Here is a 25,979-nt window from a genome sequence, read left to right as displayed (position 1 = left end):
CTTCGGAGGTCCTGAATGACTCATTCAAGACGCGCGCTCAGCCCACGTAGCGGCGCGCCGCGGAGTTCCGCTGGGGCTCCTCCAGCAGACGCAAGCCGTGCTCCACCCGGGCCGGGACCACCTTGCGCCGCGCCAGCACCCACGGCAGGCCTCGCACGACGTCGAGCAACGCCGCCGCCGTCGCGCCGTCGGATGGAGCGGTACGCAGAACCTCGCGGCCGCGGCGGAAGACCGCGGGCCACGGGCGGCGCAGCAGGAGCGTCCACAGTGTGTTGCGGATGCCGAGGCGACGGCGGTGGCGCGGGTCGCGCAGCTTCGACGGCGTGTGGTGGATCACCACGTCCTCCGCCCAGCACATCCACCACCCTCGCGCCGCGAGGTCCAGCGCGAACAGCTCCTCCTCACCGCCGAGCCACATCCGGGTGGAGAACCCCCCGACCTCGCGGAACGCACTCACCCGCACCGCCGTCAGCCCGGCCATGATCCCCAGCAGCGCCGGTCCCGGCAGCCAGTCCGGGCCCGGCACCGGCGACTCGCGCAGCTCCGGCGTGATCGGGTCCTCCGCCAAGCCGGGCTCGACCAGGCAGCGGCCGGTCACCGAGCCGAGGCCCGGGTGCTCGTCCAGCAGGTCGGCCGCGCGGGTCAGCGCACCCGGCTGCCAGCACGTGTCGTCGTCGCAGAACGCCACGTACGGCGTCGCCACCTCGGCGACGGCGATGTTGCGCGCCACCGCGCCGAGGTTCTCGCCCAGCCGGAACAGCCGGACACCCGGGAACTCGCGGGCCACCATCGCGGCCGTGCCGTCGCCGGACGCGTTGTCCGCGACGAAAATCGGCGGTGACTCCGGCAGCGAGGTCATGTGGGCCAGCGTTTCCCGCAGCTGCTCACGCCGGTTGCAGGTGATGATCACGACCGAGATGCGCGCCATTCGGCGGTCCTTTCCAGTGTCCGTGCCTGGTTTTCGACGTGCTCGGGCAGCACGCGGCGGGAGCCGAGCGCCCGCGGCAGCCGCGCCACCGCGCCGAGCACCGCCCCCGGGGCCGTCACCAAAGTCCGCGCCACCTCGCGGCGGCAGACGCGCGGCGGGCGCCGCAGCACCGCGATCAGCAGCCGGTTCCGCAGCTCGGCGCGGCGACGCCACGACGACGGCGGCCGCGACCGGGACGGGTGGTGGTGCGCCCGCAGGCGCCCGACGTAGCAGACTTCCCAGCCGCGCGCGGCCAGGTCGTAGGCGAGCAGCTGCTCCTCCGCGCCGAAGTGCAGCAGCGGGCTGAACCCGCCCACCTGCAGGTACGCCGTGCGGCGGACGATCGCGGAGCAGGCGAGGAAGCCCAGCACGAGCGGGCCGGGCGCGCCGTCCGGGCGGCCCAGCGGGCTCCGCGCCAGCTCGGGCGTCACCGGGTCGTCGCGGGCCTCCGGGCCGACGAGCGTGCGGGCGGCCAGCAGGCCGGTCCGCGGGTGCTCGTCGAAGATCCGCTCGGCCTCGGTCAGCGCGCCCGGTGCCCACCACGAATCGTCGTCGGAGAAGGCGACGTACGGCGTTTCGGCGACGAGCACCCCGAGCGTGCGGGCCGCCGCGCCGAGGTTCTGCGGCAGCCGGATCACGCGCACGCCGGGGTACCGCGCGGCGACGTCGGCCGTGTCGTCGCCGGACGCGTTGTCCAGCACCACGACCGGCGGCCGTGGTTCCAATGTGGACAGTTGAGCCAGGGTGCGGGCCAGCTCGGCGGCGCGGTCGCGGGTCGCGATGACGACGGTCGTGCGCGCCCTCACCGCGATCCCGCCAGCTCGTCGACCAGCCCGGCCAGCGACGGCGACGGCGGCTCCGGCACCCGGCCCGCGCGCGAGCGGCACCACTCCAACCGGGCGTCGAGCACGCCGGGGTTCGCGCAGTCTTCCGCGGCCACGACCGGCCAGCCGAGTGCCGCCGCCTGCGCGGTCACCTTCCCGCCGCCCGCGACCGGGTCGACGGCCAGCACCGGAACCCCCGCCTTGAGCCCGAGCACCAGCCCGTGCAGCCGGGTCGTCACGATCACGTCCATTGTGGACACCGCGGCGACGAACTGGTCCGGGGTCGCGCAGCGTGCCCAGTCCTCGTGCGCCAGCCGCGTGTCCAGGGGAACCCGGGCGCAGTCGAGCCGGGCGAGCCAGCCGGTCAGCGCCGCGTGGACGTCGTCGTGGCGCCCGGCGTCCCGGTACTCCGGCTGGCGCGGGGCCAGCACGACCCCGAGCACCGGCACGGCCGAGACCGAGGCCGCCAGTGAGAGGTCCGGGGTGACGCCGTCGTCGCGCGGCAGGACCCGGTGGAACCCGGTCACCGCCGGGTCGCCCGGGTCGGGCACGGAGACACCGACCGCGATCCGGCGGCAGGCGGCGTACCGCTCGTGCAGCGCACGCAGCTGCGGCCCGTGCACCGGGCCGCAGACGAACACCACGTGCGTGTAGTCCCCGGGCGGGGCGCCGGGCAGGTGCCGGCCGCCGGGCCGGAAGTTCGGGCTCCACGCGACGTCGTGGTCGATCCCGGCCCCGGTCAGCGCGGTCCCGGCCGCGCGCAGGCTGAGGACGTCACCCGCGGTCGCTTCGCCGTGCAGGAAACTGGCCCATCCGGTGAGCAGAACTCGCATGCCGGGCCGCGTACCCGCTCGCGGTGGCCTTACACGGTTTGGCCACCGGACGGCCGGGTAGCCGGATCGGCATGACGGATCCGGGAACGACCACGCGGTTCGAGCGGGCGGTGGTGACCGGCGGTGCCGGTTTCGTCGGTGCGCACCTCTGCGAACTGCTGCTCGACGAAGGCCTCGAAGTGATCGCCGTGGACAACCTCGCGACGTCGTCGGCCGCCACCCTGGCCGGCCTGCGCCGCCACGAGCGGTTCCGGTTCGTGCGCCACGACGTCACCCAGCCGATGCCGGTGCCCGGCCGGATCGACGTCGTGTTCCACCTGGCCTCGGCCGCGTCGCCGCGCGACTACCTCGCCCTGCCGATCGAGACGCTGCGCGCGGGCTCGCACGGCACCGAGCACGCCCTCGAGCTGGCCCGCCGCGACGGCTCGCGGTTCGTGCTCGCCTCCACCAGCGAGGTGTACGGCGACCCGCTGGAGCACCCGCAGCGGGAAGGGTACTGGGGCAACGTGAACCCGATCGGGCCGCGCAGCGTCTACGACGAAGCCAAGCGCTACGCCGAGGCCTTGACGTCGGCCTACCGCCGCGAGCACGGCGTGGACACGGCGATCGCGCGGATCTTCAACACCTACGGGCCCGGCATGCGCGCGCACGACGGCCGGATGATCCCGGCGTTCGTCCGCCAGTCCCTCGACGGCGAGCCGATCACCGTCACCGGCACCGGCGAGCAGACGCGCTCGATCTGCTACGTCGAGGACACCGTCCGCGGCCTGCTCGCACTCGCGCGCTCCGGGCACCCCGGCCCGATGAACATCGGCAACCCGGACGAGCTGACCGTCCGCCAGGTCGCGGAGCGGATCAAGGCCATCACCGGCTCCACGTCCCCGATCGAGTGCGTCGACGCGGTGGAGGACGACCCGCGGCGACGCTGTCCGGACATCTCGCTCGCGCGGGATGTCCTCGGCTGGGAGCCGAAGATCGACGCCGACGACGGCCTTCGTCGCACTGTGGCGTGGTTCCGCCGAGCACCGCTGCGCTGAGTAGCGACGCCCAGGGGTTTCGCCCCGCCGTCGTTTATCAACGACTCCGCCGGGTAGCGCTACAGGCGAGAGCGGACGGCGATGGTCCGCACCGGAAACGCCTAGGGCAGGTCGATGCGCATCCTCGGGATCAACGCCGTGTTCCACGACCCGGCCGCCGCGCTGGTCGTGGACGGTGAGATCGTCGCCGCGGCCGAAGAAGAACGCTTCAGCCGCCGCAAGCACGGCAAGCAGGCCGTCCCGTTCTCCACCTGGGAGCAGCCCGCGCAGGCGGCCGCGTGGTGCCTGGAGCGGGCCGGGTTGTCCGCCAAGGACCTCGATGCCGTCGGCTACTCCTACGATCCCGCACTCGTCGAGCCCGGCCTGCCGGGCCACGACCCGAGCGGCGAGGAGCTACGGACCGAGTTCGCGCAGCGGGCGCCGAAGTTCCTCGAAACCGCGCTGCCCGGACTGGACGGGCGGATCGTCCGGTTCGTCCGGCACCACGTCGCGCACGCCGCCTCGGCCGCGCTCGCCGCGCCGTTCGGCGACTGCGCGGTGCTGGTCGCCGACGGCCGCGGCGAGAGCACGTCCCACCTGTCCGGCGAGTACCGCGACGGCCGGTTCAAAGAGCTGGCGGCGCAACGGCTCCCGCACTCGCTCGGCCTGCTCTACGAAGACCTCACCGAGCACCTCGGCTTCGCCCGCTCCAGCGACGAGTACAAGGTGATGGCGCTGGCCTCCTACGGCACGCCGGAGTTCCTCGACGAGCTGTGCGAGCACGTCCACGTCACCGGCGACGGCGGGTTCCGCACCGCCGGGGTGGACCTGGCCGCACTGGCCCCGCGCCGCGCGGCGGGCGAGGAGCTGACCCGCCGCCACGCCGACCTCGCCGCCAGCGTCCAGCGGGTGCTCGAAGACATCCTGCTGGAGCTGGCCGACGACCTGCACGAGCGGACCGGGCACCGCGACCTGGCGCTCGCGGGCGGGATCGCCCTCAACTGCGTCGCGAACAGCCGCCTGCACGCCGAAGGTCCCTTCGAGCGGATCTGGGTCCAGCCCGCCGCCGGCGACGCGGGCACCGCGCTCGGCGCGGCCCTGCAGCTGGCCGCCGAGGCCGGGGAACGCGGCGCGCCGATGGGCGACGCCGGCCTCGGTCGCGAATGGACGGACGAGGAGCTGGAAGCCGTGCTCGTGCGGGCGAACCTGCCGTACGAACGCCCGGACGACCTCGCCGAGACCGTGGCCGAGGCGCTGGCGGACGACGCCGTCGTGGCCTGGTTCCAGGGCCGCGCCGAGTTCGGCCCGCGGGCGCTGGGGCACCGGTCGCTGCTGGCCCACCCCGGCCGCAAGGCCAACCTCGAGCGGCTCAACGACGTCAAGGGCCGGGAGCAGTTCCGGCCGGTCGCCCCGATGGTGCGGGCGGAACGCGCGGGCGACATCTTCACCCGCGGCCCGCTGCCCAGCCCGTACATGCTCTTCGTCCACGACGTCGCCGAAAGCTGGCGCGACCGCATCCCGGCCGTCACCCACGTCGACGGGACCGCCCGCGTGCAGACCGTCGAAGAGCGCGAAAACCCGGTGCTGGCACGGACACTCGCCGCGTTCGAGCGGTGGACCGGGCTGCCGGTCGTGATCAACACCAGCCTCAACACCGCGGGCCGGCCGATGGTCGACTCGCCCCGCGACGCGCTCGAGTGCTTCGGCTCGGCGCCGATCGACCTGCTCGCGCTGGGGCCGTTCGTGCTCCGGCGCCCGATCCGGACCGGCGCGGTGTCGCCGGTGGAGAAGGAGGTGCCGTGATGGAAGACCATCTCGCCGCGTTGGCCGAAGCCGCCCGGCGCACCCGCGAATCCGCGCCCAAGATCACCGCATGGGGACGGCACCTGGCCCGGGTGTTCGAGACCGGCGGCCGGTTGCTCGCCTGCGGCAACGGCGGCAGCGCGGCCGAGGCCCAGCACCTGACCGGGGAGCTCGTCGGCCGGTTCCGGCACGAACGGCGGCCGCTTTCGGCGATCGCCTTGCACGCCGACACGTCCGCGACCACGGCGATCGTCAACGACTACGGCGACCACGAGGTCTTCGCCCGCCAGGTGCACGCCCACGGGCGGCCGGGTGACGTGCTGGTCTGCCTGTCCACCAGCGGCAGCAGCCAGAACGTCGTGGCCGCGGCGAAGGCCGCGCTCGATCTGGGCGTCACCACGTGGGCGCTGACCGGCCCCGCCCCGAACCCGCTCGCCGCGGTGTGCGACGACGCGGTGACGGTCGAGGCGCCGACCGTCGCGACCGTGCAGGAAATGCACCTCGCCCTGGTGCACGGGCTGTGCGCGGCGCTGGACGACGCGCTCGGGGTGTCGGCGTGAGGCCGCTGGTCGTCCTCGGCGACACGCTGCTCGACGTCGACGCCGAAGGCACCGCCGAGCGGCTGTGCCCGGAGGCGCCGGTGCCGGTGGTGGACCTGACCGCGCGGCGGCGCCGCCCCGGTGGCGCCGGGCTGGCCGCCCTGCTGGCCGCGCGGTCCGCGGCCGAGGTCGTGCTGGTCACCCCGCTCGGGGCCGACGAAGGCGGGCACGCGCTCACCGGCCTGCTCGAACCGGACGTCACCGTGCTGCCGTTGCCGCTGCACGGCACGACGGTGTGCAAGACCCGGGTCCGCGCGGGCGGGCAGTCGTTGCTGCGCCTGGATTCCGGCGACGGCACGGCGACCGCCGAGCCGTTGCCGACGCGGGTCCACGAGGTCCTCGAAGACGCCGGCGCGATCCTCGTCGCCGACTACGGCCGCGGCCTGACGCGCAACCCGGACGTCCGGCGGCTGCTGCGGGAGCTGGCCGAGCGGATCCCGGTGGTCTGGGACCCGCACCCCCGCGGCGCACAGCCGGTGCCCGGCACCGGCCTGGTCACCCCGAACCTCGCGGAGGCCCGCGCGGTGCTCGCCGGGCACGACGAACCGGCCGAGCTGGCCAAGCTGCTGCGCGGGCACTGGCACGCCGGTGCCGTCGCGGTCACCGTCGGCGCGCGGGGTGCCGTGCTCGCCGACGGCCTCGGCGAGACGCACGTCCCGGTCCCCGCCGCCGCCCGGACTCCCGGCCACACCGCGCCCGACACGTGCGGCGCGGGCGACCGGTTCGCCGCCGCGGCCACCGCGGCCCTGCTGGGCGGCGCGGACCCGGCCGGGGCCGTCGCGACGGCGGTGGAGGCGGCCGCCCGGTTCGTCGCCGACGGCGGCGCCACCGCGCTGTCCACGAACGACGGCCCGGTCGCCGACCCGCAGCCCTCGACCGACGCTTTCGGCCTGGCGGACCGGGTCCGTGCCGACGGCGGGCGGCTGATCGCCACCGGCGGGTGCTTCGACCTGCTGCACCCCGGGCACGTCAGCCTGCTGCGGCAGGCCCGCGCCCTCGGCGACGCGCTCGTCGTCTGCCTCAACTCCGACGCGTCGGTGCGGTCCCTCAAGGGCCCCGGCCGCCCGCTGGTGCGCGACCGCGACCGGGCCCGGCTGCTCACCGCACTGTCCTTTGTGGACGCCGTCGCGGTCTTCGACGAGACTTCCCCGGCCGCCGTGCTGGAGCGGCTGCGGCCCGATGTGTGGGTGAAGGGCGGCGACTACGCGGCCGCCGACCTGCCCGAACGCGAGGTCGTCGAGCGTCACGGCGGCGAGGTCGTGCTCGTGCCGACCGTGCCGGGCTATTCGACGTCCCGGCTGGTCGCCGCCGCGGCCAGTGCCTGAACCCCCGAACTTCCGAAGGAGTGCGATGCGTCCCCTCGGCAACGTCCTGATCACCGGTGGTGCCTCCGGCCTCGGCGCCGCCACCGTCGACGCCGTCCGCAAGGCGGGCGGCACCCCGTACGTCCTCGACCGCGTCCGCCCCGAAGACCCGGCCGAGTTCGCCGAAGCCGACCTCACCGACACCGCGGCCACCGAGCGGGCCGTGCGCGACCTCGCCGAGCGCGCGGGCGGGTTCGACGGGGTCTTCACCGCGGCGGGCACCGACGCGTGCGGTCCGCTCGGCGAAGTGTCCACAGCGGACTGGGAGCGGGTGGTCAAGGTGAACCTGCTGGGCACGGCCGCCGTGGTCCGCGCCGCTCTCCCCTACCTGGAGCGCTCGCGCGGCACGATCGTCACGGTGGCGTCCACTCTCGGCATCAAGGCGGTGAGCGACGCGACCGCCTACTGCGCCTCGAAGTTCGGCGTCGTCGGATTCACCCGCGCGCTCGCCGCCGAGCTGGCCGGGCGCGTCGGCGTCACCCTGCTCATCCCCGGCGGGATGTGGACGCACTTCTTCGACGGCCGCACCGACCAGTACAAGCCACCGCCGGACGCCAAGCTGAACCAGCCCGAGCACGTCGCCGACACGGTCGTCTTCGCGCTGCAGCAGCCGCCGGGCTCGGAAGTCCGCGAACTGGTCGTCTGCGCGTCGGAGGAGGGGTCGTGGCCGTGAGCTCCGCGGTGCTCGTGCTGCGCGCGCTGGGGATCGGTGATCTGCTGACCGCCGTCCCCGCGCTGCGCGCGCTGCGGGCCGCGTACCCGGACGACCGGCTGGTGCTGGCCGCGCCCGAGGGGCTGCGGGACCTGGTGGAGCTGATCGACGCGGTCGACGAGCTGCTGCCGACGCCCGGCCTCGGCGAGCTGGCGTGGCCGGGGACGCCGCCGAAGCTCGCGGTCAACCTGCACGGCAGCGGCCCGGAGAGCCTGCACGACCTGCTGGCCACCGACCCCGGCGAGCTGCTCACCCACCGGCACCCGGACTTCCCCGACGTGCCCGGCCTCGAGTGGCGCGCCGACGTGCACGAGGTCGACCGCTGGTGCCGCCTCGTCGAGTACGCGCACCACGAGGCGGACCGGTCGGCGCTGCGGCTGCCCGCGCCTCCGGGCCCGAGCCCCGCGCCGGACGCCGTCGTGGTGCACCCCGGCGCGGCCTTCCCGGCGCGGCGCTGGCCGCCGGAACGGTTCGCGGGCGTCGTCCGCGCGCTGACCGCGGCCGGGCACCGCGTGGTGCTCACCGGCAGCGACGCCGAACGCGAGCTGGCGGCCTCGATCGCGGACCGGGCCGGGCTCGGCGACGACGCCGTGCTCGCCGGGCGGACGGGCCTGGCCGAGCTGGCCGCCCTGGTGGCCGGAGCCGCGCTCGTCGTCTGCGGCGACACCGGCGTCGGGCACCTGGCCACCGCGTTCGGCACGCCGTCGGTGCTGCTGTTCGGCCCGACCCCGCCCCGCCTGTGGGGTCCGCCGCCGGACGCCCGGCAGCACGTCGTGCTCTGGGCGGGCAACGTCGGAAACCCCCACGGCGAAGAACCCGACGGCGGCCTGCTGCTCCTCGGCGAGGAGCGCGTGCTCGCCGCCACGCGCACGGCTCTCGAAGCGCGGGTGGCCCATGGCTGAGCACATCGGGATCGTCGGCGCGGGCTACGTCGGCCTGACCAGCGCGGCCTGCTTCGCGCGGCTGGGCCACCGGGTGACCTGCGTCGACACCGACGAGTCCAAAGTGGACGAGCTGGGCCGCGGGGTGGTGTCCATCGCCGAACCCGGGCTGGACGAGCTGGTCGCCCAGGGCCTCGGCGACGGAACACTCACCTTCACCACCGCGCAGGCCGAGCTGTACGGTGCCGACGTCGTCCTCCTGTGCCTGCCGACGCCACCCGGTGGCGACGGCCGTCCCGACCTCGGCGTGCTCGAACGGGTCGTGCCGCAGCTCGGGCGGCTGCTGCGGCCCGGCTGCGTCGTCGTCACGAAGTCGACGGTGCCGGTCGGCACCGCGGCCCGGCTCCCCGGCCTGCTCGGCCGGGACGACCTGCCCGTGGTGAGCAACCCCGAGTTCCTCCGGGAAAGCCACGCCGTCGAGGACTTCCTCCACCCGGACCGGGTGGTCGTCGGCACCGACCCGCCGGGCTCGGCGGCGGCGCGGCGGATCGCCGCGCTCTACGAGCCGACGGGCGCCCCGGTCGTGCTCACCGACGCGGCCAGCGCGGAGCTGGCGAAGTACGCGAGCAACGCGTTCCTCGCGGTGAAGCTGTCGTACGTGAACGTCCTGGCGGAACTGTGCGAACGGTTCGGCGCCGACATCCGCGAGGTCGCCAGGACGATGGGCCTCGACGCGCGGATCGGCCCCGAGTTCCTCGCCCCCGGCCCCGGCTGGGGCGGCTCGTGCCTGCCAAAGGACACCACGGCCCTGCTGCACGCGGCCGACTCGGCGGGCGTCGACTTCGGCATCCTGCGGGACGCCGTGCGCGTCAACGCCCGGCAGCGCGCCCGTGTGGTGCGAGCCGTGCGGCAGGCCGTCACCGGGTCGGCGGCCGGGTCGCTCGCGGGCGCCCGCATCGGCCTGCTGGGCCTGGCGTTCAAGGCGGGCACCGGCGATCTGCGCGACTCCCCCGCACTGGCGGTGGCCGCCGAACTCGACCGCGCGGGCGCGGAGCTCACCGCGCACGACCCGGCGGTAGGTGACCTGCCCGGCCTGGCCGCGGTCCAGGTCGTCGACGACCCGTACCTGGTGGCCAAGGACGCCGCCGCGCTGGTCGTGCTCACCGAATGGCCGGACTTCCGGGACCTGGACTGGTCCCGGCTGGCCGCGGCGGCCGCGCGGGCGGTCGTCGTCGACACCCGCAACCTGCTCGATCCCGACGCCCTCGCCGAGGCCGGCTTCACCCACATCGGCGTCGGCACGCACCCACGGAGGCAGTCATGACCCTGCGCGTCCTCGCGCTGACCTGCACGCTCAAGCCGTCGCCCGCGAAGTCGAGCAGCGACCTCATCGCGCGCCAGCTGCTCGACCTGTTCGCCGAGCGGGGCGCCACCGGCGAGGTGGTCCGCGTGGTCGACCACGACGTCAGGCCGGGGGTGGAGGCCGACATGGGCGACGGCGACGCGTGGCCGGACATCCGCCGCAAGATCGCGGCCGCGGACATCCTGCTGGTCGCCACGCCGACGTGGGTCGGCCACATGTCGAGCGTCGCCCAGCGGGTCCTCGAGCGCCTCGACGCGGAACTGTCCGAAACCGACGACGAGGGCAGGCCGGCGATGTTCGGCAAGGTCGCGGTCGCGGCGGTGGTCGGCAACGAGGACGGCGCGCACAAGATCATCGCGGACCTGTTCCAGGCCCTCGACGACATCGGCTTCACGGTGCCGGCCCAGGGAGCGACGTACTGGAACGGCGAAGCCATGCAGGGCGGCGACTACCTCGACCTCGACGAGACGCCCAAGGCGGTGGTCTCGACGAACGAGACGGTGGTCCGCAACGCCGTCCACCTGGCGAACCTGCTCCGCGAGCACCAGTACCCGGCCTCCTGAGGACTACTCCGTTCGAGTGACGTCCGTCCGGCGGAGGAGTGTGGTCCCGGTCACGGGGGTAGCCGGGCGGGACCTTCCCACCCGCGCCAAGGGGGCTCGATGCCGAACCGAATGCTGATCAACCGCGACAGCAAGCCGATCCCGTGCGAGGAGTGCGGCTTGCCGACGCTGTATGTGGCGCGCCTCGTCTCGGGCGACGGTTCGCTGCTGGGCCAGACGATGGTGTGCACGACCTGCCGCCAGCACCGCGCCGACGCGGACGCCACCCCAGTGCGCTGACCTGGTTGGGCGCGCCCTCCTCTCACCCGCGGTCGTGAGTGTTTAGGGCGGTTAGAACCGCCCTAAACACTCACGACGGGCACGGCCTGCGCTCGGCTCAGCGGTTCTCCAGCTGCTCCACCAGGTGCCGTGCGGGCAGGGTCAGCGTGCCGAGCCCCAGCCGGGCGGGCACCCCGTCATCCTCCGCCGTCACCAGCCGTCGCTCCAGCTGGCCCAGCAGCGTCCGGCACCCGCCCAGGTCGACCGGCTCGCCGTCCTCCGCCACCGCGCGGACCGCGTCCGCCAGGCCGCGGATCAGGTCCGCCAGCGCGTCCCGCGCGTCCGCCCACGGGTACGCGAACGGCTCGTCCTCCCGCGCCGATGTCGTCCGCACCGCCGCCAGCAGCTGGGACACCGGTGGCCACAACGCGATGAGTGTCCGCAGTGGACGCTCGTGCCCGGCACCCGAGCCGGGACGACGCCGTCGCAGGTTCAGCACCCGGCCTTCGCGGGTCAGGCCGACCGCGTCCTCGGCCACCAGGACCAGGCTCCGCACGTCCCGCGCCTGGGCCAGCAGGTCTTCGACGTCGCCGGGTGGCTCGTCGCGGCAGACCAGCTCCGACGTCGTCTCCAGCAGCCCGGCCAGTGCCGCCGCCAGCCGGTCGGCCGCCGCCTTGAGCCGTTCTCCGTGCAGGGGCGGGAAAACCAGCGCGTTGACCGCCGCGCCGATCGTCGCGCCCAGCGCCGTTTCCAGCAGCCGGTCGCCCAGCAGCACCGGCTCGTTCGCCGTGCCGTACGAGATCACCAGCATGCCCGTCACGCCGACCCAGATCCCCGCCGAGCCGAACTGCCGCCAGTTCCCGGCCAGCAGCCCGAGGAACACGACGACGGCGAGCGCGACGGCCTGCCACGGGATCAGCTGGACCGCGACGGCGGCGAGCAGGACACCCGCCGCCACCGCGCCGATCTGCTGCGCCCAGCCCCGCAGCGACCGGTAGACCGTCGCGTCGACCAGGAACACCGCCGCGTACGGCGCCAGGAACGGCTGCGGCAGCCGCAGCACCAGCGTCGCCAGCAGCCACGCCCCGGTCGCGGCGAGCGTCGCCTTCGCGGCTTGCACCAGGCTTCGCCGCTCGCTCCCGGGGACCCGCAGCGCGCGGGCGAACCAGCCCACCGGGGTCCGGTCGTGCCCCTGGCTCATCCGGGCGGGGCCACGTGCACGAGCTTCGTCTGGGTCAGCTCGTCGAGCAGCTCGGGCCCATAGCCGTACCCGTTGCCGCTGCGGCCGCGCGGGTGCGCGGCCCCGCCGGGGGCGCCGCCGAACACATTGTTGACCTTCACCGTGCCCGCGGGCAGCTCGCGCCACGCGCGCTGAGCGTGGGCCATCGACGCCGTCAGCACGGTGGCCGCCAAGCCGTATTCGCCCTTCGCGGCTTCGGCGAGACCGTCGTCGAAACCGGCGACGACCCGCACCGGAGCCACCGGGCCGAACGTCTCCTCGGTCATCACGCGCAGATCGGGCTCGCAGCCGGTGAGCACGGTCGCCGGGTAGTGGGCGCCCGGCCCGTCCGGCACCGCTCCCCCGGTCAACAGCCGGGCACCGCGCTCGAGCGCGTCTTCGACGTGCGAGTGCACGTGGTCGCGGTGCCGCCGGTCCACCAGCGGCGCGAGCGTCCGCCCCTCGGCGTCCTTGACCAGCGCGGCCAGGAATGGCTCCGCGACGGCCTCGTGCACGTAGATCCGTTCGACGGCCACGCAGATCTGCCCGGAGTTGGCGAACGCGCCCAGCGCGGCCTGACCCGCGGCCCACTCCGGGTCGACGTCCTCGTCGACGAGCAGCGGGTCGTTGCCGCCGTTCTCCAGCAACGTCTTCGCGCCGGTCGCGGCCGCGCTCGCGGCGATCGACCGGCCGGTGGCGGTGCTGCCCACGTGCGCCAGGACGTCGACGTCGTCGCGCTGCGCGAGAACCGCGCCGACCCCGCCGTCACCGTGCAGGGTCTGCAGCACGCCACCCGGGAGCACGCCGCCGAGCACCTCACCCAGCAGCTCGCCGGTGTGCGGCGCGCGCTCGCTCGGCTTGTGCACCACGGTGTTCCCGGTGGCCAGTGCCGCGCCGAGGAGCCCGCAGGCGACCGCGACGGGGTCGTTCCACGGCGTCAGCGCCACGACCACGCCGCGCGGCTCGGGCACCATGAGGTCCGTCGCGCCGACGTCGCCGAGGAGGCTGCGGCCGCGGTGGACCGGGCCCAGCTCGGCGTACTGGTCGAGGGTGCCCGCGCCGGCGAGCACGCCTTCGCGGGCCTCGGCGCGCGGCCGTCCGGTCTCCGACTCGTTGACGGCGGCGAGCTCGTCAGCGTTGATCCGCAGCCGCTCGGCGGCGGTGTGCAGCAACGCGCCGCGCTCCGCGGCCGGAGTACGCGCCCACGTCGTGCGCGTCCGGTTAGCCAGTGCCAGCGCGGCGTCGATCTCGTCTTCGCCCGCGGTCGGCACGCTGCCGACCACGCTGCCGTCGGCCGGGTTCCGGATTTCGATCGTCCCCGCGGTCATCCGCACCTCCTTCTCGTCGCTGCCCGGTTACCCGCGAGCGCGCGATCGACACGCCGTTTGACCCGGTCCACCGCGGGTAGCCCACCGCGGTGACTGCCTCGCTCGACTACACCGTGGTGATCCCGACGACGGGCCGGGAGACGCTTCGGCCGCTGCTGGAAACCCTGCTGCCCGGGGAAGGTCCGCGACCGGCGGAGATCCTCGTCGTCGACGACCGCCCCGGCGGGTCCGGACTGGACGTCCCCGAAGGCGTGCGTGTGCTGCGCTCCGGCGGGCGCGGCCCGGCGGCCGCCCGCAACCTCGGCTGGCGCACCGCGAAGAGCGAGTGGATCGCCTTCGTCGACGACGACGTCGTGCTCGCCCCCGACTGGCCCCGGCAGCTGGCCGACGACCTGCTGCCGCTGCCGCCGGAAGTGGCGGCGTCACAGGCGCGCATCACCGTCCCGCTGCCCGGCGACCGCCGTCCGACCGACGACGAGCGCGGCACCGCGGGGCTCGAGCGGGCCCGGTGGATCACCGCCGACATGGCCTATCGGCGGCGCGTGCTCGTCGAGGCCGGTGGCTTCGACGAGCGGTTCCCCCGCGCGTTCCGCGAGGACTCCGACCTCGCGCTGCGCGTTGCCGAGGCCGGGTACCGGATTGCCCGCGGCGACCGTTTGACGACGCACCCGGCGCGGTGTGCGGGGTTCTTCTCCAGCCTGAAAGCCCAGCGGGGCAACGCCGACAACGCGCTGATGCGCCACAAGCACGGTGTCCTCTGGCGGCAGCGCACCGGCGCCGGGTCCGGGCGGCTCGGCCTGCACGCACTGTCCACAGTGGCCGGTCTCGCCGCGCTCGTGCTGCCGGTGCTGCGACAGCGCGGGAAAGCCATGCTGGCGGCCGGGGTGTGGGCCGGGATCACGGCCGAGTTCGCCACGAGCCGCGTGCTGTCCGGGCCGCGCACGCCCGGCGAGGTGGCCCGCATGGTCGTCACGTGCGTGCTCATCCCGCCCGCCGCGTGCTACCACCGGATCCGCGGGGAGATCGCGGCGCGGCGGCGCCGTCCGCCGGTCGCGGTGCTGTTCGACCGGGACGACACGCTGATCGTCGACGTCCCCTACCTCGCCGACCCGGACGGCGTCCGCCCGGTGCCCGGCGCCGTCGAGCTGGTGCGCGGCCTGCGGGACCGCGGGGTCCCGGTCGGCGTCGTGAGCAACCAGTCGGGGGTCGCGAAAGGACTGATCCCGCCGGACCGGCTGGCAGCGGTGAACGCCCGCGTCGAAGAGCTGTTCGGGCCGTTCGGGACGTGGCAGGTCTGCGTGCACGACGACGGCGACGGGTGCGCGTGCCGCAAACCCGCGCCCGGGCTGGTGCTGCGCGCCGCCGGGGAGCTGGGCGTCGACCCGGCGTCCTGCGTGGTCATCGGCGACACGGGTGCCGATGTCGACGCCGCGCTCGCCGCGGGCGCCCGCGCGGTCCTGGTGCCCACCGCCCGCACGCTCGAGCCGGAGATCGCCCGGGCCCGGCGGCACGCGGCCGTCGCGCGCGATCTGGCCGACGCGCTGCGCATCGCCGGGGTCGCCGGATGAGCCGGGTGCTCGTCGCCCGCCAGGACAACCTCGGGGACGTCCTGCTCGCCGGGCCCTGCGTCCGCGCGGTCGCCGCGCACGCGTCGCACGTGACGCTGCTGACCGGGCCGCACGGCCGCGCCGCGGGCGAACTGCTGCCGGGCGTCGACGACCTGCTGACCTGGCGGGCGCCGTGGATCGACCCCGAGCCGCCGCCGGTGACGGCCGAGGACACCGGCGCGTTCGTCGACCTGGTCCGCGAGACCGCGCCGGACCGCGCGCTGATCCTCACGTCGTTCCACCAGTCGCCGTTGCCGCTCGCGTTGCTGCTGCGGCAGGCGGGGGTGCCGTGGATAGGCGCGATCTCCGAGGACTACCCGGGCAGCCTGCTGGACCTGCGTCACCGCGTCGAAGGCGACCCGCCGGAAGCCGTCCGCATGCTGTCGCTGGCCGAGGCGGCCGGGTATGCGCTGCCACCGGACGACCACGGCGCCCCGGCGCTGCGCCGCCCGCTGCCGGACGTCTCCCGGCTGACCGGCGGCGGACCGTACGTCGTCGTGCACCCCGCCGCGTCCGTGCCCGCCCGCCAGCCGTCGGCGGCCTGGAGCCACCGGGTCGTGCGGGCGCTGGCGGCCGAAGGGCATCGCGTGCTGGTGACGGGCGCGCCGTCCGAGCGGCTGCTGACCCGCGGCGTCGCCGGGACCTCGGCGGTCGACCTCGGCGGCCGGACGTCGCTGGCGGAGCTGGCCGCGGTGCTGTCCGGGGCCCGGGTGGTCGTCGCGCCCAACACCGGGCCCGCGCACCTGGCCGCGGCGGCGGGCACCCCGGTGGTGTCGCTGTTCGCGCCGGTGGTGCCCGCGGCGCGGTGGGCGCCGTACGGGGTGCCGTTCGTGCTGCTGGGCGACCAGCACGCGGCGTGCCGGGACAGCCGGGCCCGCGTCTGCCCGGTGCCCGGCCACCCGTGCCTCGAGGGGATCTCCCCGGCGGAGGTCTGCCGCGCGGTCGCCGAACTCGCTCAGCCCGGCGTCGTCTCGCCGCCGAGCGCCGCGATGACCTCACCGCTGTAGTAGTTCGAAAGCCGGTTCGAGGCCAGGAAGACGTAGGACGGCGCCAGGTCGTCCGGGTGCGCGGCGCGTTCGAACGGCACCTGCAGGCCGAACTTCTCGACCTTCTCCGGCGGGAACGTCGACGGGATCAACGGCGTCCACACCGGGCCGGGCGCGACGCAGTTGACGCGGATCCCGCGGTCGGCGAGGGCCTGGGCCATCGCCATCGTCCACGCGTGGATCGCGCCCTTCGTCGCCGAGTAGTCGATGAGGGACTTGTTGCCGCGCAAGCCGTTCACCGAGCCGGTGTTGATGATCACCGAGCCTTCCCGCAGGTGCGGCAGCGCGGCCGACGTCACCCGGAAGTAGCTGTGCATGTTGACGTCGAAGGTCCGCAGCCACTGCTCGTCGGTGAGGTCCTCCGGCTTGTCGACCGGCCACTGGGTGGCGGCGTTGTTCACCAGGATGTCGAGGCCGTGGAGGTGGTGCACGGCCTGGTCGACGACGTCGCGGCAGTGCTGCGCGCCGCCGAGGTCACCGGGCAGCAGGTGGCATTCGCGGCCTTCGGCGCGGACGCGGTCGGCGGTGTATTCGGCGTCGACGTGCTCGTTGAGGTAGGCGATCGCGACGTCGGCGCCCTCCTTGGCGAAGGCGATCGCGACGGCGCGGCCGATGCCGGAGTCCCCGCCGGTGATCAGGGCCTTGCGCCCGGCGAGCAGGCCGCGGCCTTCGTAGTCGGCCATCGTGTCCCGCGGCCGGGGGTCCATGTCCTCGGTCAGCCCGGGTGGTCCCTGCTGTTGCGGCGGGCGCAACCGTTCTTCGGCCATCGGTCCTCCCTGAATCGGCTGGTCCGCGCCGGTTACCCGGGCGGCGCCGGCCCGAACCCTGTTTCACCCGCCCCGGCGGCGGGTAACCGGGTGATCGTGTCTCAGTCCACATCGGACACCAAGGTCCGCCGCGGTCACCAGGAGGAGCCGGTGACCACGGTGTACAGCTGGCGCGCGAAGCCGGACCGGATAGCGGAGTTCGCGGAGTGGGCCCGCGGAGCGACGGCGGAGGCGGCCCGCTTCCCGGGCAACCTCGCGGCGACGGTGGTGCACAACGAGGACAGCCGCGACTTCCACGTCGTCCACCAGTTCGCGACGAGGCGCCAGCTACGCGACTGGCTGGACTCCCCGGAGCGCGAGAAGTGGTTGCGCCACGCCCGAAAGCTGGCGGCGACGAAGACGGCGCAGCAGCACCGGACGGGGCTGGAGACGTGGTTCCACGTCCCGTCCGAGGCGGCGGCGACGATGAAGCCGCCGCCTCGGTGGAAGATGTGGCTGATCTCGCTGGTCGCGGTGTATCCGCTGGTGCTGGCGTTCCAGGCGTGGGTCGTTCCGCTGACGGCGGCTTGGCCGCTGTGGGCGCGCTCGGCGTTGTTCCCGGTGGTGCTGCTGACGTCGATGACATATGTGGTGATGCCGCTGGTCACCCGGCTGCTGCGCCGCTGGTTGTGACGGGGTGGGCTGAAGGGGACTTTCCTGGCATGTGATGCGAGGAAAGTCCCCTTCAGCGCATCAGATGAGACGAACGTCCCCTTCAGCAACCTCAGGACGGGACCGGTTGCTCCTCCGCCGGACGCAGGTGCCGAACCGCGGCATCCGGGTGCCGGGTCAACGGCTGCAGCGGCAACGCGGGCGTGTCCGCGACCCGCTCCAAGTGCCGCAGCAGAATGCCCTCCCGCAGCGCCCACGGGCAGATCTCCACGCGCGGCACGTCGAGCGCCGAGAGCGTCACCTCCGCCGCCAGCGCCCCCGCCACCACCTGCCGGGCTCGCGCGTGGGAAATCCCGCGCATCCTCGCACGCTCGGCCGCCGGGACCTGCGCCAGCCGCGGGAGCCAGTCGCGCAGGTCCGCCACCGACAGCTCCCTCGTCACGAACGGGCCCTTGCGCTGGGGTGCCGCGCCGGCGAGGCGGGCCAGCTGCTTGAACGTCTTCGACGTCGCCACGACGCGGCGGGGTGGGCCCTCCCAGCGCAGGCGGTCCAGGACCTCGGACAGCGTGTCGCGGACGCGCCGGCGCACCGCCTTCAGCTGCTTGCGCGTCGGCGGGTCGGCCGTCAGGAACTCGCGGGTCAGCCGGCCCGCGCCCAGGGGCAGCGAGACCGCCAGCTCCGGCTCGACGTCGCGGCCGAGGACCAATTCCATCGATCCGCCGCCGATGTCGATCAGGAGCAGCCGTCCCGATGACCAGCCGTACCAGCGGCGGGCCGCGAAGTACGTCAAGCGGGCCTCTTCCTCGCCGGAGAGGAACTGGGGGCGGATGCCCGAGCCCGCCTGGATGCGGTCGATGACCTCCTCGCGGTTGACCGCGTCGCGGACCGCCGCCGTGACGAACGGGTACAGGTGGTCGACCCCGAGCCGGACCGCCGCGTCGACCGCGCGGCTCACCGCCGCCGTCACGCGCTCGATGCCGTCTTCGCTCAGCTTCCCGTCCGGCAGCAGCTCCTCCGCGAGCAGCGTCGGCTCCTTCACCGCGTGCGCCGGGAGCGGCGGCGCCCCGGCGGACACGTCCACCACCTGCAGCTGGGCCGAGTTCGACCCGATGTCCAGCACGGCCAGTCTCATCCGGCCGGAGTACCCCGGCGGCCGCGGGTTTAGTCCGGGGAGCACGTGGTAGCCGCAGGGTGACGAAGGGAGAAGCCCGTGTCCTTGCCGGCGCCGTTGCCCGCCGAAGCCGCCTCGCCGCGGCGCGCCGTCGTGACCGGCGCCGACTCCGGCATCGGGCGCGCGGTGGCGGTCGCCCTCGCCGGTGGCGGCCTGGACGTCGGGATCACCTACCACTCCGACGCCGACGGCGCCGAGGAAACCGCCGCCGAAGTGCGCTCGCGCGGGGCCGCCGCCCACGTCCGGCGGCTCGACCTGACCGAGCTGCCCGGCGCCGCCGACGTCGTCGACGCCTTCGCCGAAGACCTCGGCGGTATCGACGTCCTCGTCAACTGCTCCGGCACCGGCAGCAGCCAGCGCGTCCTCGACCTCAGCTACGAAAAGTGGCGCGAAGTCCTCGACGTCGACCTCGACGGCGTGTTCCTGCTGTCGCAGCGCGCGGCCCGGCACATGATCGACGCCGGCCACGGCGGCCGGATCATCACCATCACCAGCGTCCACGAGCACGTGCCGCGCGTCGGTGCCGCGCCGTACTGCGCAGCCAAGGCGGGCGCGGGCGCGTTGACGCAGGTGCTGGCCCTCGAACTGGCCGAGCACGGCATCACGGTGAACTCGGTGGCGCCGGGCGAGATCTCGACGCCGATGACGGGCCAGACCGACGCCGACCCGCGCGAGCAGGAGCGCCCCGGCATCCCGCTCGGCCGCACCGGCCACGCGGCCGAGGTCGCGGCGGCGGTGGCGTTCCTCGCAACGCCGGCGGCCGGCTACATCACCGGAACTTCGGTCGCCGTCGACGGCGGCCTGCTCCTGATGGGCGCCCAGGCCGGGACGGCGTACCCCGGCCACGACTGGCGCTCCCCCTGAGACCAGGGGCCCGCGTCCTGGCTGCAGGGACCGGCGCGGGTCCCGGCCACGGGCCGGACGGCGGATCCCCCAGCCCGCCGTCCGGCCCCTTCCACTACTTGGTGAACGTGAGGCAGTTCGCCGCGTGCCCGCCCTCGCCGGGGCCGACCCGGATGCTGGACGCCGTGCACTCGAGCGACGAGTTGTGCCGGCAGTCGGCTCGCGAGCAGGCACCCACCTGCGCGACGACGCGGTCGAGGCCGCCCTTGGTGTTCAGCGGGACGAACGTGCCGCAGTCGGCGGAGCCGTTGTCGCCGCCGACGGTGATGGCGTAGGCGTGGCAGCCGTCGTGGTTGTAGGAGCACCCGCTGACCGTGCATTCGTGCACGGCGGGCATTTCGGTGGTGGTCATGGCGCGACTCCTGTTCCGTTTCCGTGGTGGGAAAACAGTTCGGTGCGCCCGACGCTGCCACCGGGTCGGAGGCCACGCAATTCGCGAAGACGCGGCCGGGTGATCTTCCCCGCCCGGCCGGGTGAGATTCCCGCCGGACTAACCCAGTCGGGTCGAGATGGACCCAAGCGCCCCAAGGCGGCCTTGGTTGCGTCACACGCACCGAAGGCCGCCTTGGTTGCGTCAGACGCACCGAAGGCCACATTGGGGCGCTCGGGACCGGCTCAGCGCAACGGCTCGAGGGCCTTCGCCAGCGGCTCCAGGACCGCCGGGGTGTGCGGCGGCGGGAGGTACACGATCGCCAGGTCGAGACCGACCTCGCCGAGGCTCTCCGCCTCCGCCGCGACCTTCGCGTAGTCCGCGTCCGGGCCCAGGCGGACGTGCGACGACAGCGTGATCTCCGCCGGGTCGCGGCCGATGTCCGCGCAGTGCGCGTGCAGCACGTCGCGCTTGCGGGCGAACTCCTCCGGGGTCCCGCCGACGAAGTTCCAGTGCTGGGCGTACTTCGCGGTCGTGCGCAGCGTGCGCTTCTCGCCGCTGCCGCCGATGCAGATCGGCGGGTGCGGGCGCTGCACCGCCTTCGGTTCGCACCGCGCGTCCGTCAGCTGGTAGTGCTCACCCTGGAACGTCGTCGTCTCCTTGGTCAGCAGGCTCACCAGGACCTCGCAGCCCTCCTCGAACCGGTCGCTGCGCTCCTTCACCGACCCCAGCCGCATGCCGTACGCGCCGGATTCCTCTTCGTTCCAGCCCGCGCCGACGCCGATCTCGAGACGGCCGCCGGAGATGATGTCGAGCGTCGCCGCCATGTTCGCCAGCAGGGCCGGGTGGCGGTAGTGGATCCCGCTGACCAGCGTGCCCAGCCGGAGCCGCTTCGTCGCCTGCGCGAGCGCCGTCAGCGTCACCCACCCTTCCAGGCACGGACCGGTCGAATCCGAAAAAATCGGGTAGAAGTGGTCGAACGTCCAGCCGGATTCGAACAGCTCGATCTCGTCGGCGGCCTGCCACACGGCGAGCATGTCCGCCCATTCGGTGTTCTGCGGTGAAGTCTTGATGGCGAATCGCATGATCACGATCGTATCCCTGGAGTTCCTCCAGGTCGCCGGTCAGCGGCGCCCGGACCGCGCGGCCTTGAAGTACTCCCGGTTGAGCGTGGCGATCGAGGCGAACGGGATCCCCTTCGGGCACGACGCGACGCATTCGCCGGTGTTGGTGCAGCCGCCGAAGCCTTCGGCGTCCATCGTGTCCACCATGTCCAGCACGCGCTGGGCGCGTTCCGGCTGCCCCTGCGGCAGCAGCGAAAGGTGGGTGACCTTCGCCGCGGTGAACAGCATCGCCGAGCCGTTGGGGCAGGCCGCGACGCAGGCGCCGCAGCCGATGCAGGTCGCGTTGTCGAACGCCAGGTCCGCGTCCGGTTTCGGCACCGGCGTCGCGTGCGCGTCCGGGGCGCTGCCCGTCGGGGCGCTGACGTACCCGCCGGCCTGGACGATCCGGTCGAGCGCCGAGCGGTCCACGACCAGGTCCTTGATCACCGGGAACCCCTTGGCGCGCCAGGGTTCCACGTCGACGACGTCGCCGTCGGCGAACGAGCGCAGGTGCAGCTGGCAGGACGTCGTGCGCTCCGGCCCGTGCGCCTGCCCGTTGATCACGACGCCGCACGAGCCGCAGATGCCCTCGCGGCAGTCGTGGTCGAACGCCACCGGCTCTTCGCCGTTCTCGATCAGCTCCTGGTTCAGTACGTCCAGCAGCTCGAGGAAGGACATGTCCGGGCTCAGGTCCTCGACCGGGTAGGACACCAGCCTGCCCTCGGCCGCCGGGCCCGCCTGGCGCCAGATGCGCACCGTGAGTTTCACTTGTAGCTCCGCTGGGTGGGGTGGACGTGCTCGAAAGTCAGTTCTTCGCGGTGCAGCACCGGCGGCGCCCCCGGCCCGCCGTACTCCCACGCCGCGACGTAGGCGAAGTGCTCGTCGTCGCGCAGCGCCTCGCCGTCGGGAGTCTGGTGCTCTTCCCGGAAATGGCCACCGCACGACTCCTCCCGGGCGAGGGCGTCGACCAGCAGCAGCTCCGCCAGCTCCAGGAAGTCGGCGACGCGGTGGGCCTTCTCCAGCTCCTGGTTCAGCTCGGCCCCGGTGCCGGGGACGCGGACGTCGCGCCAGAACTCCGCGCGCAGCTCGGGGACGCGCTCCAACGCCTTCGCCAGGCCTTCGCGGTTGCGGGACATCCCGCAGTGGTCCCACATCAGCAGGCCCAGCTCGCGGTGGAACGAGTCGACCGAGCGGGTCCCCTTGATCGAGAGCAGCCGGGAGATCCGCTCACGCACTTCGGTTTCCGCCTCCGCGGCGGCGTCCGGGCCGACGTCGGCGAGGCCGCCGCGGCCGAGGTAGTCGTTGAGCGTCGCCGGGAGCACGAAGTAGCCGTCGGCCAGGCCCTGCATCAACGCCGACGCGCCGAGCCGGTTGGCACCGTGGTCGGAGAAGTTGGCTTCCCCGATCACGAACAGCCCCGGGATGGTGCTCTGCAGGTCGTAGTCCACCCACAGCCCGCCCATCGTGTAGTGGATCGCCGGGTAGATCCGCATCGGCACCTCGTACGGGTTCTCCGCCGTGATGCGCTGGTACATGTCGAACAGGTTGCCGTAGCGGGCCTCGATCGCCGGACGGCCCAGCCGCGCGATCGCGTCGGCGAAATCCAGGTACACCCCGAGCCCGCCGGGACCGACGCCGAACCCGGCGTCGCAGACGTTCTTCGCCGCCCGCGACGCGATGTCCCGCGGCACCAGGTTCCCGAAACTCGGGTACAGCCGCTCCAGGTAGTAGTCGCGCTCCTCCTCCGGGATCTCGCCGGGCGGGCGGGTGTCGCCCTTGCGCTTCGGTACCCAGATGCGACCGTCGTTGCGCAGTGACTCGCTCATCAGCGTCAGCTTCGACTGGTGCTCCCCCGACCGTGGGATGCACGTCGGGTGGATCTGCGTGAAGCACGGGTTCGCGAAGTACGCGCCCCGCTTGTGCGCCCGCCAGATCGCCGTCGCGTTCGAGCCCTTCGCGTTGGTGGACAGGTAGAACACGTTGCCGTAGCCGCCCGTGGCGAGCACGACGGCGTCGGCCAGGTGCGTCGTGATCTCCCCGGTCACCAGGTCCCGCGCCACGATGCCCCGCGCCCGGCCCTCGACCACGACCAGGTCCAGCATCTCCGTGCGCGCGTGCAGCTCCACGTTCCCCGCGTCGATCTGGCGCGACAACGCCTGGTACGCGCCGATCAGCAGCTGCTGGCCCGTCTGGCCGCGGGCGTAGAACGTGCGCTGCACCTGCACCCCGCCGAAGGAACGGGTGTCGAGCAGGCCGCCGTACTCCCGCGCGAACGGCACGCCCTGGGCCACGGCCTGGTCGATGATCTGCACCGACGTCTGCGCCAGCCGGTACACATTGGACTCCCGGGCCCGGAAGTCACCGCCCTTCACCGTGTCGTAGAAGAGGCGATACACCGAATCGCCGTCGTTGCGGTAGTTCTTCGCCGCGTTGATCCCGCCCTGCGCCGCCACCGAGTGCGCCCGTCGCGGCGAGTCCTGGAAGCAGAACTGCACCACGTGGTAGCCCTGTTCGGCCAGCGTCGCCCCCGCCGAACCCCCGGCCAGCCCGGTGCCCACCACGATCACGCGGTGCTTGCGCCGGTTCGCCGGGTTCACCAGCTTGGCGGCGAACTTCCTCTCGTCCCAGCGGTTCTCCAGCGCAACCGCGGGAGCCTTCGTGTCGGCGATCGGGTCGCCGATCCGGTAACCGTCCATGGTCAGTGCACCAGTCCCGTCATGACCGCGACCGGGACGAGCGCGTAGCCGCCCGCGACCACGACCGCCATCCCGCTGCCGAAGATCTTGATCGCCCGTTCCCGCCGTGCGCTGGTGACGCCCAGCGTGCGGGCGGCGCTGGCGAAGCCGTGGTGGATGTGCAGGCCGAGCATCGCCAGCGCGGCGAGGTAGATCAGGTTCACCCACCACACCCGGAAATCGGCCACGAGGTTGTGGTACGGGTCGCCCGCCACGAAGTCCCGGTTCACCGTGCCGACGGTGAAGTCGAGGATGTGCCAGACCACGAACAGCGCCAGCGTCGCCCCGCCCCAGCGCATCGTGCGCACCGCGAAGGTCGCCCGCACCGGGCGGCGGTGGACGTAACGCACCGGGCGGGCCCGGCGGTCGCGCCGGACCAGCTGCACGGCCGCCGTGACGTGCAGGACCAGCGCGATCAGCAGGACCACGCGCTGGATCCAGAGGAACCACGCGTAGTGCAGCACGGGTTCGCCGATGGTGCGCAGCCAGTGGGCGTAGGAGTTGAGATCCTCCGCGCCGAAGAACGTCTTGAGGTTGCCGACCATGTGCGCGAAGGCGAACGCGAGCAGCAGCGCCCCGCTGATCGCCATGACGATCTTCTTGCCGATCGTCGAGTCCCAGAACCGCCGGAGGGCCGGGCGGGGCCGCCGCACGGCGGGCCGGTTTGCGAGGTCGTTCACCACCCGACCGACGGTAAGAGCCGCCGATCCAGAGGTCAAAGACATCATAACTCTGAAGTCGATAGGCAACGGCTATGCTCGACGGATGCAGTTCCAGCAGCTCGCCTACTTCGTCGCCGTGGCCGAACACCGGCACTTCACCCGCGCGGCCGAGCAGGCACGGGTCGCCCAGCCGTCGCTGTCCCAGCAGATCCGGGCCCTCGAACACGACCTCGGCGCCCCGCTGTTCCACCGGATCCGCGGCAACGTCACCCTCACCGAGGCGGGCGAAACGCTCCTGCCGATCGCGCGGCGGATCCTCGCGGAAGCCGAGAGCGCGCGGCGCGCGGTCCGGGAAGCTCGACGAGCTGGACCGCGGCCGGGTCCGGCTCGGCGCTCCCCCGAGCCTGTGCACGGGCCTGCTGCCCGCGGTGCTCGCCGCGTTCCGCCGCCGCTACCCCGGCATCCAGCTGGAGCTGCACGAAAGCGGTTCCGGCGACCTCCGGCAACGGCTCGCCGAGGGCGCACTCGACCTGGCCTTGCTGGCCGGCGCCCGGACGCCGGGCGACTCCGAACTGTCGGCGACGCCCCTGCTGCTGGAAGAGCTGGTGGTGATCTCGTCACCGGCCGTCCCGGTCGCGGCCGACGGCGCCCGCCTCGCCGTCCGCGACCTGGCGGAGGTCCCGCTGGTGATGTTCCGCCGCGGGTACGACGTCCGCGAAGCGACGGTGAACGCGTGCCGCACGGCCGGGTTCGAGCCGTCGTTCGCCATCGAGGGCGGCGAGATGGACGCCGTGCTGGAGCTGGTCCGCGCCGGCGTCGGGGCGGCGGTGGTGCCGAGCACGGTGGCGGGCGAGCGGTTCCGGATGACGCGGTTCACGCCGGAAGCGGGCATGACGCGGATCGTGCAGCTGGCCGCCCGCCGCGACGTCGACCCGACACGCGCGGTCCGCGCCCTGCGCTCGGCACTCGTGGGGTTCGTGGCCGACCCGGCCCACCGGGCGAGCCTCCCGCCCGGCATCGAATCCCTTGTGGACGGCCGGGCCCCGGCATGACCCGGCGCCGCGGCGGGTACCCCGGCTCCATGACCGAACCCGACGACGGACCCATCACACCCGACGCGCCCCGCCCGCCCGGCACCCCCGAGATCGACCTGGACGTCGAGATCCCCGAGACCGAGCGCGAGAAACCCGACACCGACGACCTCGACCAGGACGCCGCGGAACCGCCCAGCTGA

Annotated in this window: 26 protein-coding genes and 1 pseudogene; 15 read left to right on the top strand and 12 right to left on the bottom strand. The window is 73.8% G+C overall.

Annotation, left to right across the window (positions count from 1 at the left end; all coding sequences use genetic code 11):
• Positions 1-37: 37 nt before the first annotated feature.
• The 3 genes from QP939_RS36415 to QP939_RS36405 are packed head-to-tail and all read right to left on the bottom strand — an operon-like array spanning position 38 to position 2,624.
• Positions 38-928 carry a glycosyltransferase family 2 protein gene (locus QP939_RS36415; RefSeq protein WP_285450931.1) on the bottom strand — a complete coding sequence of 297 codons (891 nt, stop codon included), beginning with the start codon at positions 926-928 and terminating at the stop codon, positions 38-40.
• Positions 907-1,773: a glycosyltransferase family 2 protein gene (locus tag QP939_RS36410; protein ID WP_285450930.1), complete on the bottom strand. Its 867-nt coding sequence runs from the start codon at positions 1,771-1,773 to the stop codon at positions 907-909. The genes QP939_RS36415 and QP939_RS36410 overlap by 22 nt, the downstream gene beginning before the upstream one ends.
• Positions 1,770-2,624: a polysaccharide pyruvyl transferase family protein gene (locus QP939_RS36405; protein WP_285450928.1), complete on the bottom strand. Its 855-nt coding sequence runs from the start codon at positions 2,622-2,624 to the stop codon at positions 1,770-1,772. The genes QP939_RS36410 and QP939_RS36405 overlap by 4 nt, the downstream gene beginning before the upstream one ends.
• A 71-nt stretch (positions 2,625-2,695) precedes the next feature.
• Here QP939_RS36405 and QP939_RS36400 point away from each other — a divergent pair, with 71 nt between their 5' ends.
• The 9 genes from QP939_RS36400 (at position 2,696) to QP939_RS36360 (ending at position 11,204) form a co-directional block, all read left to right on the top strand.
• Positions 2,696-3,661 carry a UDP-glucuronic acid decarboxylase family protein gene (locus QP939_RS36400; protein WP_285450926.1) on the top strand — a complete coding sequence of 322 codons (966 nt, stop codon included), beginning with the start codon at positions 2,696-2,698 and terminating at the stop codon, positions 3,659-3,661.
• A gap of 114 nt (positions 3,662-3,775) precedes the next feature.
• Positions 3,776-5,443: a carbamoyltransferase family protein gene (locus QP939_RS36395; protein ID WP_285450924.1), complete on the top strand. Its 1,668-nt coding sequence runs from the start codon at positions 3,776-3,778 to the stop codon at positions 5,441-5,443.
• The gene (locus tag QP939_RS36390; protein WP_285459926.1) at positions 5,443-6,003 is read left to right on the top strand and encodes a D-sedoheptulose-7-phosphate isomerase; all 561 of its coding nucleotides are present in this window, start codon (positions 5,443-5,445) and stop codon (positions 6,001-6,003) included. The genes QP939_RS36395 and QP939_RS36390 overlap by 1 nt, the downstream gene beginning before the upstream one ends.
• The gene (locus tag QP939_RS36385) at positions 6,000-7,367 is read left to right on the top strand and encodes a PfkB family carbohydrate kinase (RefSeq protein WP_285450922.1); all 1,368 of its coding nucleotides are present in this window, start codon (positions 6,000-6,002) and stop codon (positions 7,365-7,367) included. Before QP939_RS36390 ends, QP939_RS36385 begins: the two co-directional genes overlap by 4 nt.
• Positions 7,368-7,392: 25 nt before the next feature.
• Positions 7,393-8,079, top strand: a complete 687-nt coding sequence (locus tag QP939_RS36380) for an SDR family oxidoreductase (RefSeq protein ID WP_285450921.1) — start codon at positions 7,393-7,395, stop codon at positions 8,077-8,079.
• Positions 8,070-9,020 carry a glycosyltransferase family 9 protein gene (locus QP939_RS36375; RefSeq protein WP_285450919.1) on the top strand — a complete coding sequence of 317 codons (951 nt, stop codon included), beginning with the start codon at positions 8,070-8,072 and terminating at the stop codon, positions 9,018-9,020. Before QP939_RS36380 ends, QP939_RS36375 begins: the two co-directional genes overlap by 10 nt.
• Positions 9,013-10,323: a UDP-glucose dehydrogenase family protein gene (locus tag QP939_RS36370; protein ID WP_285450917.1), complete on the top strand. Its 1,311-nt coding sequence runs from the start codon at positions 9,013-9,015 to the stop codon at positions 10,321-10,323. The genes QP939_RS36375 and QP939_RS36370 overlap by 8 nt, the downstream gene beginning before the upstream one ends.
• Positions 10,320-10,925: a flavodoxin family protein gene (locus QP939_RS36365; RefSeq protein ID WP_285450915.1), complete on the top strand. Its 606-nt coding sequence runs from the start codon at positions 10,320-10,322 to the stop codon at positions 10,923-10,925. Before QP939_RS36370 ends, QP939_RS36365 begins: the two co-directional genes overlap by 4 nt.
• Before the next feature lie 99 nt (positions 10,926-11,024).
• On the top strand, positions 11,025-11,204 hold the full coding sequence (locus tag QP939_RS36360) for a hypothetical protein (protein WP_285450914.1): 180 nt from the start codon (positions 11,025-11,027) through the stop codon (positions 11,202-11,204).
• 97 nt (positions 11,205-11,301) lie between these two features.
• Here the strand turns inward: QP939_RS36360 and QP939_RS36355 are convergent, their stop codons facing one another.
• A complete protein-coding gene (locus QP939_RS36355; RefSeq protein ID WP_285450913.1) occupies positions 11,302-12,384 on the bottom strand; it encodes an FUSC family protein in 1,083 nt (360 codons plus the stop codon).
• Positions 12,381-13,730 carry an aldehyde dehydrogenase family protein gene (locus QP939_RS36350; RefSeq protein ID WP_285450911.1) on the bottom strand — a complete coding sequence of 450 codons (1,350 nt, stop codon included), beginning with the start codon at positions 13,728-13,730 and terminating at the stop codon, positions 12,381-12,383. The genes QP939_RS36355 and QP939_RS36350 overlap by 4 nt, the downstream gene beginning before the upstream one ends.
• An 89-nt stretch (positions 13,731-13,819) precedes the next feature.
• On the opposite strand from QP939_RS36350, the gene QP939_RS36345 reads away from it, so the two are divergent.
• Both QP939_RS36345 and QP939_RS36340 read left to right on the top strand, forming a co-directional pair.
• Complete coding sequence (locus QP939_RS36345) at positions 13,820-15,298, top strand: HAD-IIIA family hydrolase (RefSeq protein WP_285450910.1); 1,479 nt, start codon at positions 13,820-13,822, stop codon at positions 15,296-15,298.
• The gene (locus QP939_RS36340; RefSeq protein WP_285450909.1) at positions 15,295-16,344 is read left to right on the top strand and encodes a glycosyltransferase family 9 protein; all 1,050 of its coding nucleotides are present in this window, start codon (positions 15,295-15,297) and stop codon (positions 16,342-16,344) included. The genes QP939_RS36345 and QP939_RS36340 overlap by 4 nt, the downstream gene beginning before the upstream one ends.
• Here the strand turns inward: QP939_RS36340 and QP939_RS36335 are convergent.
• Positions 16,293-17,150 carry an SDR family oxidoreductase gene (locus QP939_RS36335; RefSeq protein WP_285450908.1) on the bottom strand — a complete coding sequence of 286 codons (858 nt, stop codon included), beginning with the start codon at positions 17,148-17,150 and terminating at the stop codon, positions 16,293-16,295. The two genes, QP939_RS36340 and QP939_RS36335, sit on opposite strands and share 52 nt — an antisense overlap.
• A 150-nt stretch (positions 17,151-17,300) precedes the next feature.
• On the opposite strand from QP939_RS36335, the gene QP939_RS36330 reads away from it, so the two are divergent.
• Positions 17,301-17,822, top strand: coding sequence for an antibiotic biosynthesis monooxygenase (locus QP939_RS36330; RefSeq protein WP_285450907.1), 522 nt, complete (start codon positions 17,301-17,303; stop codon positions 17,820-17,822).
• A 91-nt stretch (positions 17,823-17,913) separates the two neighbouring features.
• Here QP939_RS36330 and QP939_RS36325 read toward each other — a convergent pair whose 3' ends face one another.
• Positions 17,914-18,933: a Ppx/GppA phosphatase family protein gene (locus tag QP939_RS36325; protein ID WP_285450906.1), complete on the bottom strand. Its 1,020-nt coding sequence runs from the start codon at positions 18,931-18,933 to the stop codon at positions 17,914-17,916.
• A 78-nt stretch (positions 18,934-19,011) separates the two neighbouring features.
• Between QP939_RS36325 and QP939_RS36320 the strand changes: the two genes are divergently transcribed.
• Positions 19,012-19,836 carry an SDR family oxidoreductase gene (locus QP939_RS36320; RefSeq protein ID WP_285450905.1) on the top strand — a complete coding sequence of 275 codons (825 nt, stop codon included), beginning with the start codon at positions 19,012-19,014 and terminating at the stop codon, positions 19,834-19,836.
• A 94-nt stretch (positions 19,837-19,930) separates the two neighbouring features.
• Here QP939_RS36320 and QP939_RS36315 read toward each other — a convergent pair whose 3' ends face one another.
• From QP939_RS36315 to QP939_RS36295, 5 genes are all read right to left on the bottom strand, one after another.
• Positions 19,931-20,227 carry a DUF1540 domain-containing protein gene (locus QP939_RS36315; RefSeq protein WP_285450904.1) on the bottom strand — a complete coding sequence of 99 codons (297 nt, stop codon included), beginning with the start codon at positions 20,225-20,227 and terminating at the stop codon, positions 19,931-19,933.
• Positions 20,228-20,490: 263 nt separating this feature from the next.
• Positions 20,491-21,330 (bottom strand): LLM class F420-dependent oxidoreductase, encoded by an 840-nt coding sequence (locus QP939_RS36310; RefSeq protein WP_285450903.1) that lies wholly within the window; start codon positions 21,328-21,330, stop codon positions 20,491-20,493.
• Between the two features lie 39 nt (positions 21,331-21,369).
• A complete protein-coding gene (locus QP939_RS36305) occupies positions 21,370-22,116 on the bottom strand; it encodes a succinate dehydrogenase/fumarate reductase iron-sulfur subunit (protein ID WP_285450902.1) in 747 nt (248 codons plus the stop codon).
• A complete protein-coding gene (locus QP939_RS36300; protein ID WP_285450901.1) occupies positions 22,113-24,044 on the bottom strand; it encodes a fumarate reductase/succinate dehydrogenase flavoprotein subunit in 1,932 nt (643 codons plus the stop codon). Before QP939_RS36300 ends, QP939_RS36305 begins: the two co-directional genes overlap by 4 nt.
• Positions 24,045-24,046: 2 nt before the next feature.
• Positions 24,047-24,763: a succinate dehydrogenase cytochrome b subunit gene (locus QP939_RS36295; RefSeq protein ID WP_434219594.1), complete on the bottom strand. Its 717-nt coding sequence runs from the start codon at positions 24,761-24,763 to the stop codon at positions 24,047-24,049.
• A gap of 85 nt (positions 24,764-24,848) precedes the next feature.
• On the opposite strand from QP939_RS36295, the pseudogene QP939_RS36290 reads away from it, so the two are divergent.
• Together QP939_RS36290 and QP939_RS36285 are read left to right on the top strand one after the other, a co-directional pair.
• Positions 24,849-25,797 (top strand): annotated as a pseudogene (locus QP939_RS36290) (LysR family transcriptional regulator).
• A gap of 29 nt (positions 25,798-25,826) precedes the next feature.
• Complete coding sequence (locus QP939_RS36285) at positions 25,827-25,979, top strand: hypothetical protein (protein ID WP_285450899.1); 153 nt, start codon at positions 25,827-25,829, stop codon at positions 25,977-25,979.

The organism is Amycolatopsis nalaikhensis (assembly GCF_030264295.1).
GTDB classification, from domain to species: Bacteria; Actinomycetota; Actinomycetes; order Mycobacteriales; family Pseudonocardiaceae; genus Amycolatopsis; species Amycolatopsis nalaikhensis.
This window is presented reverse-complemented; position numbering and strand designations above follow the sequence as displayed.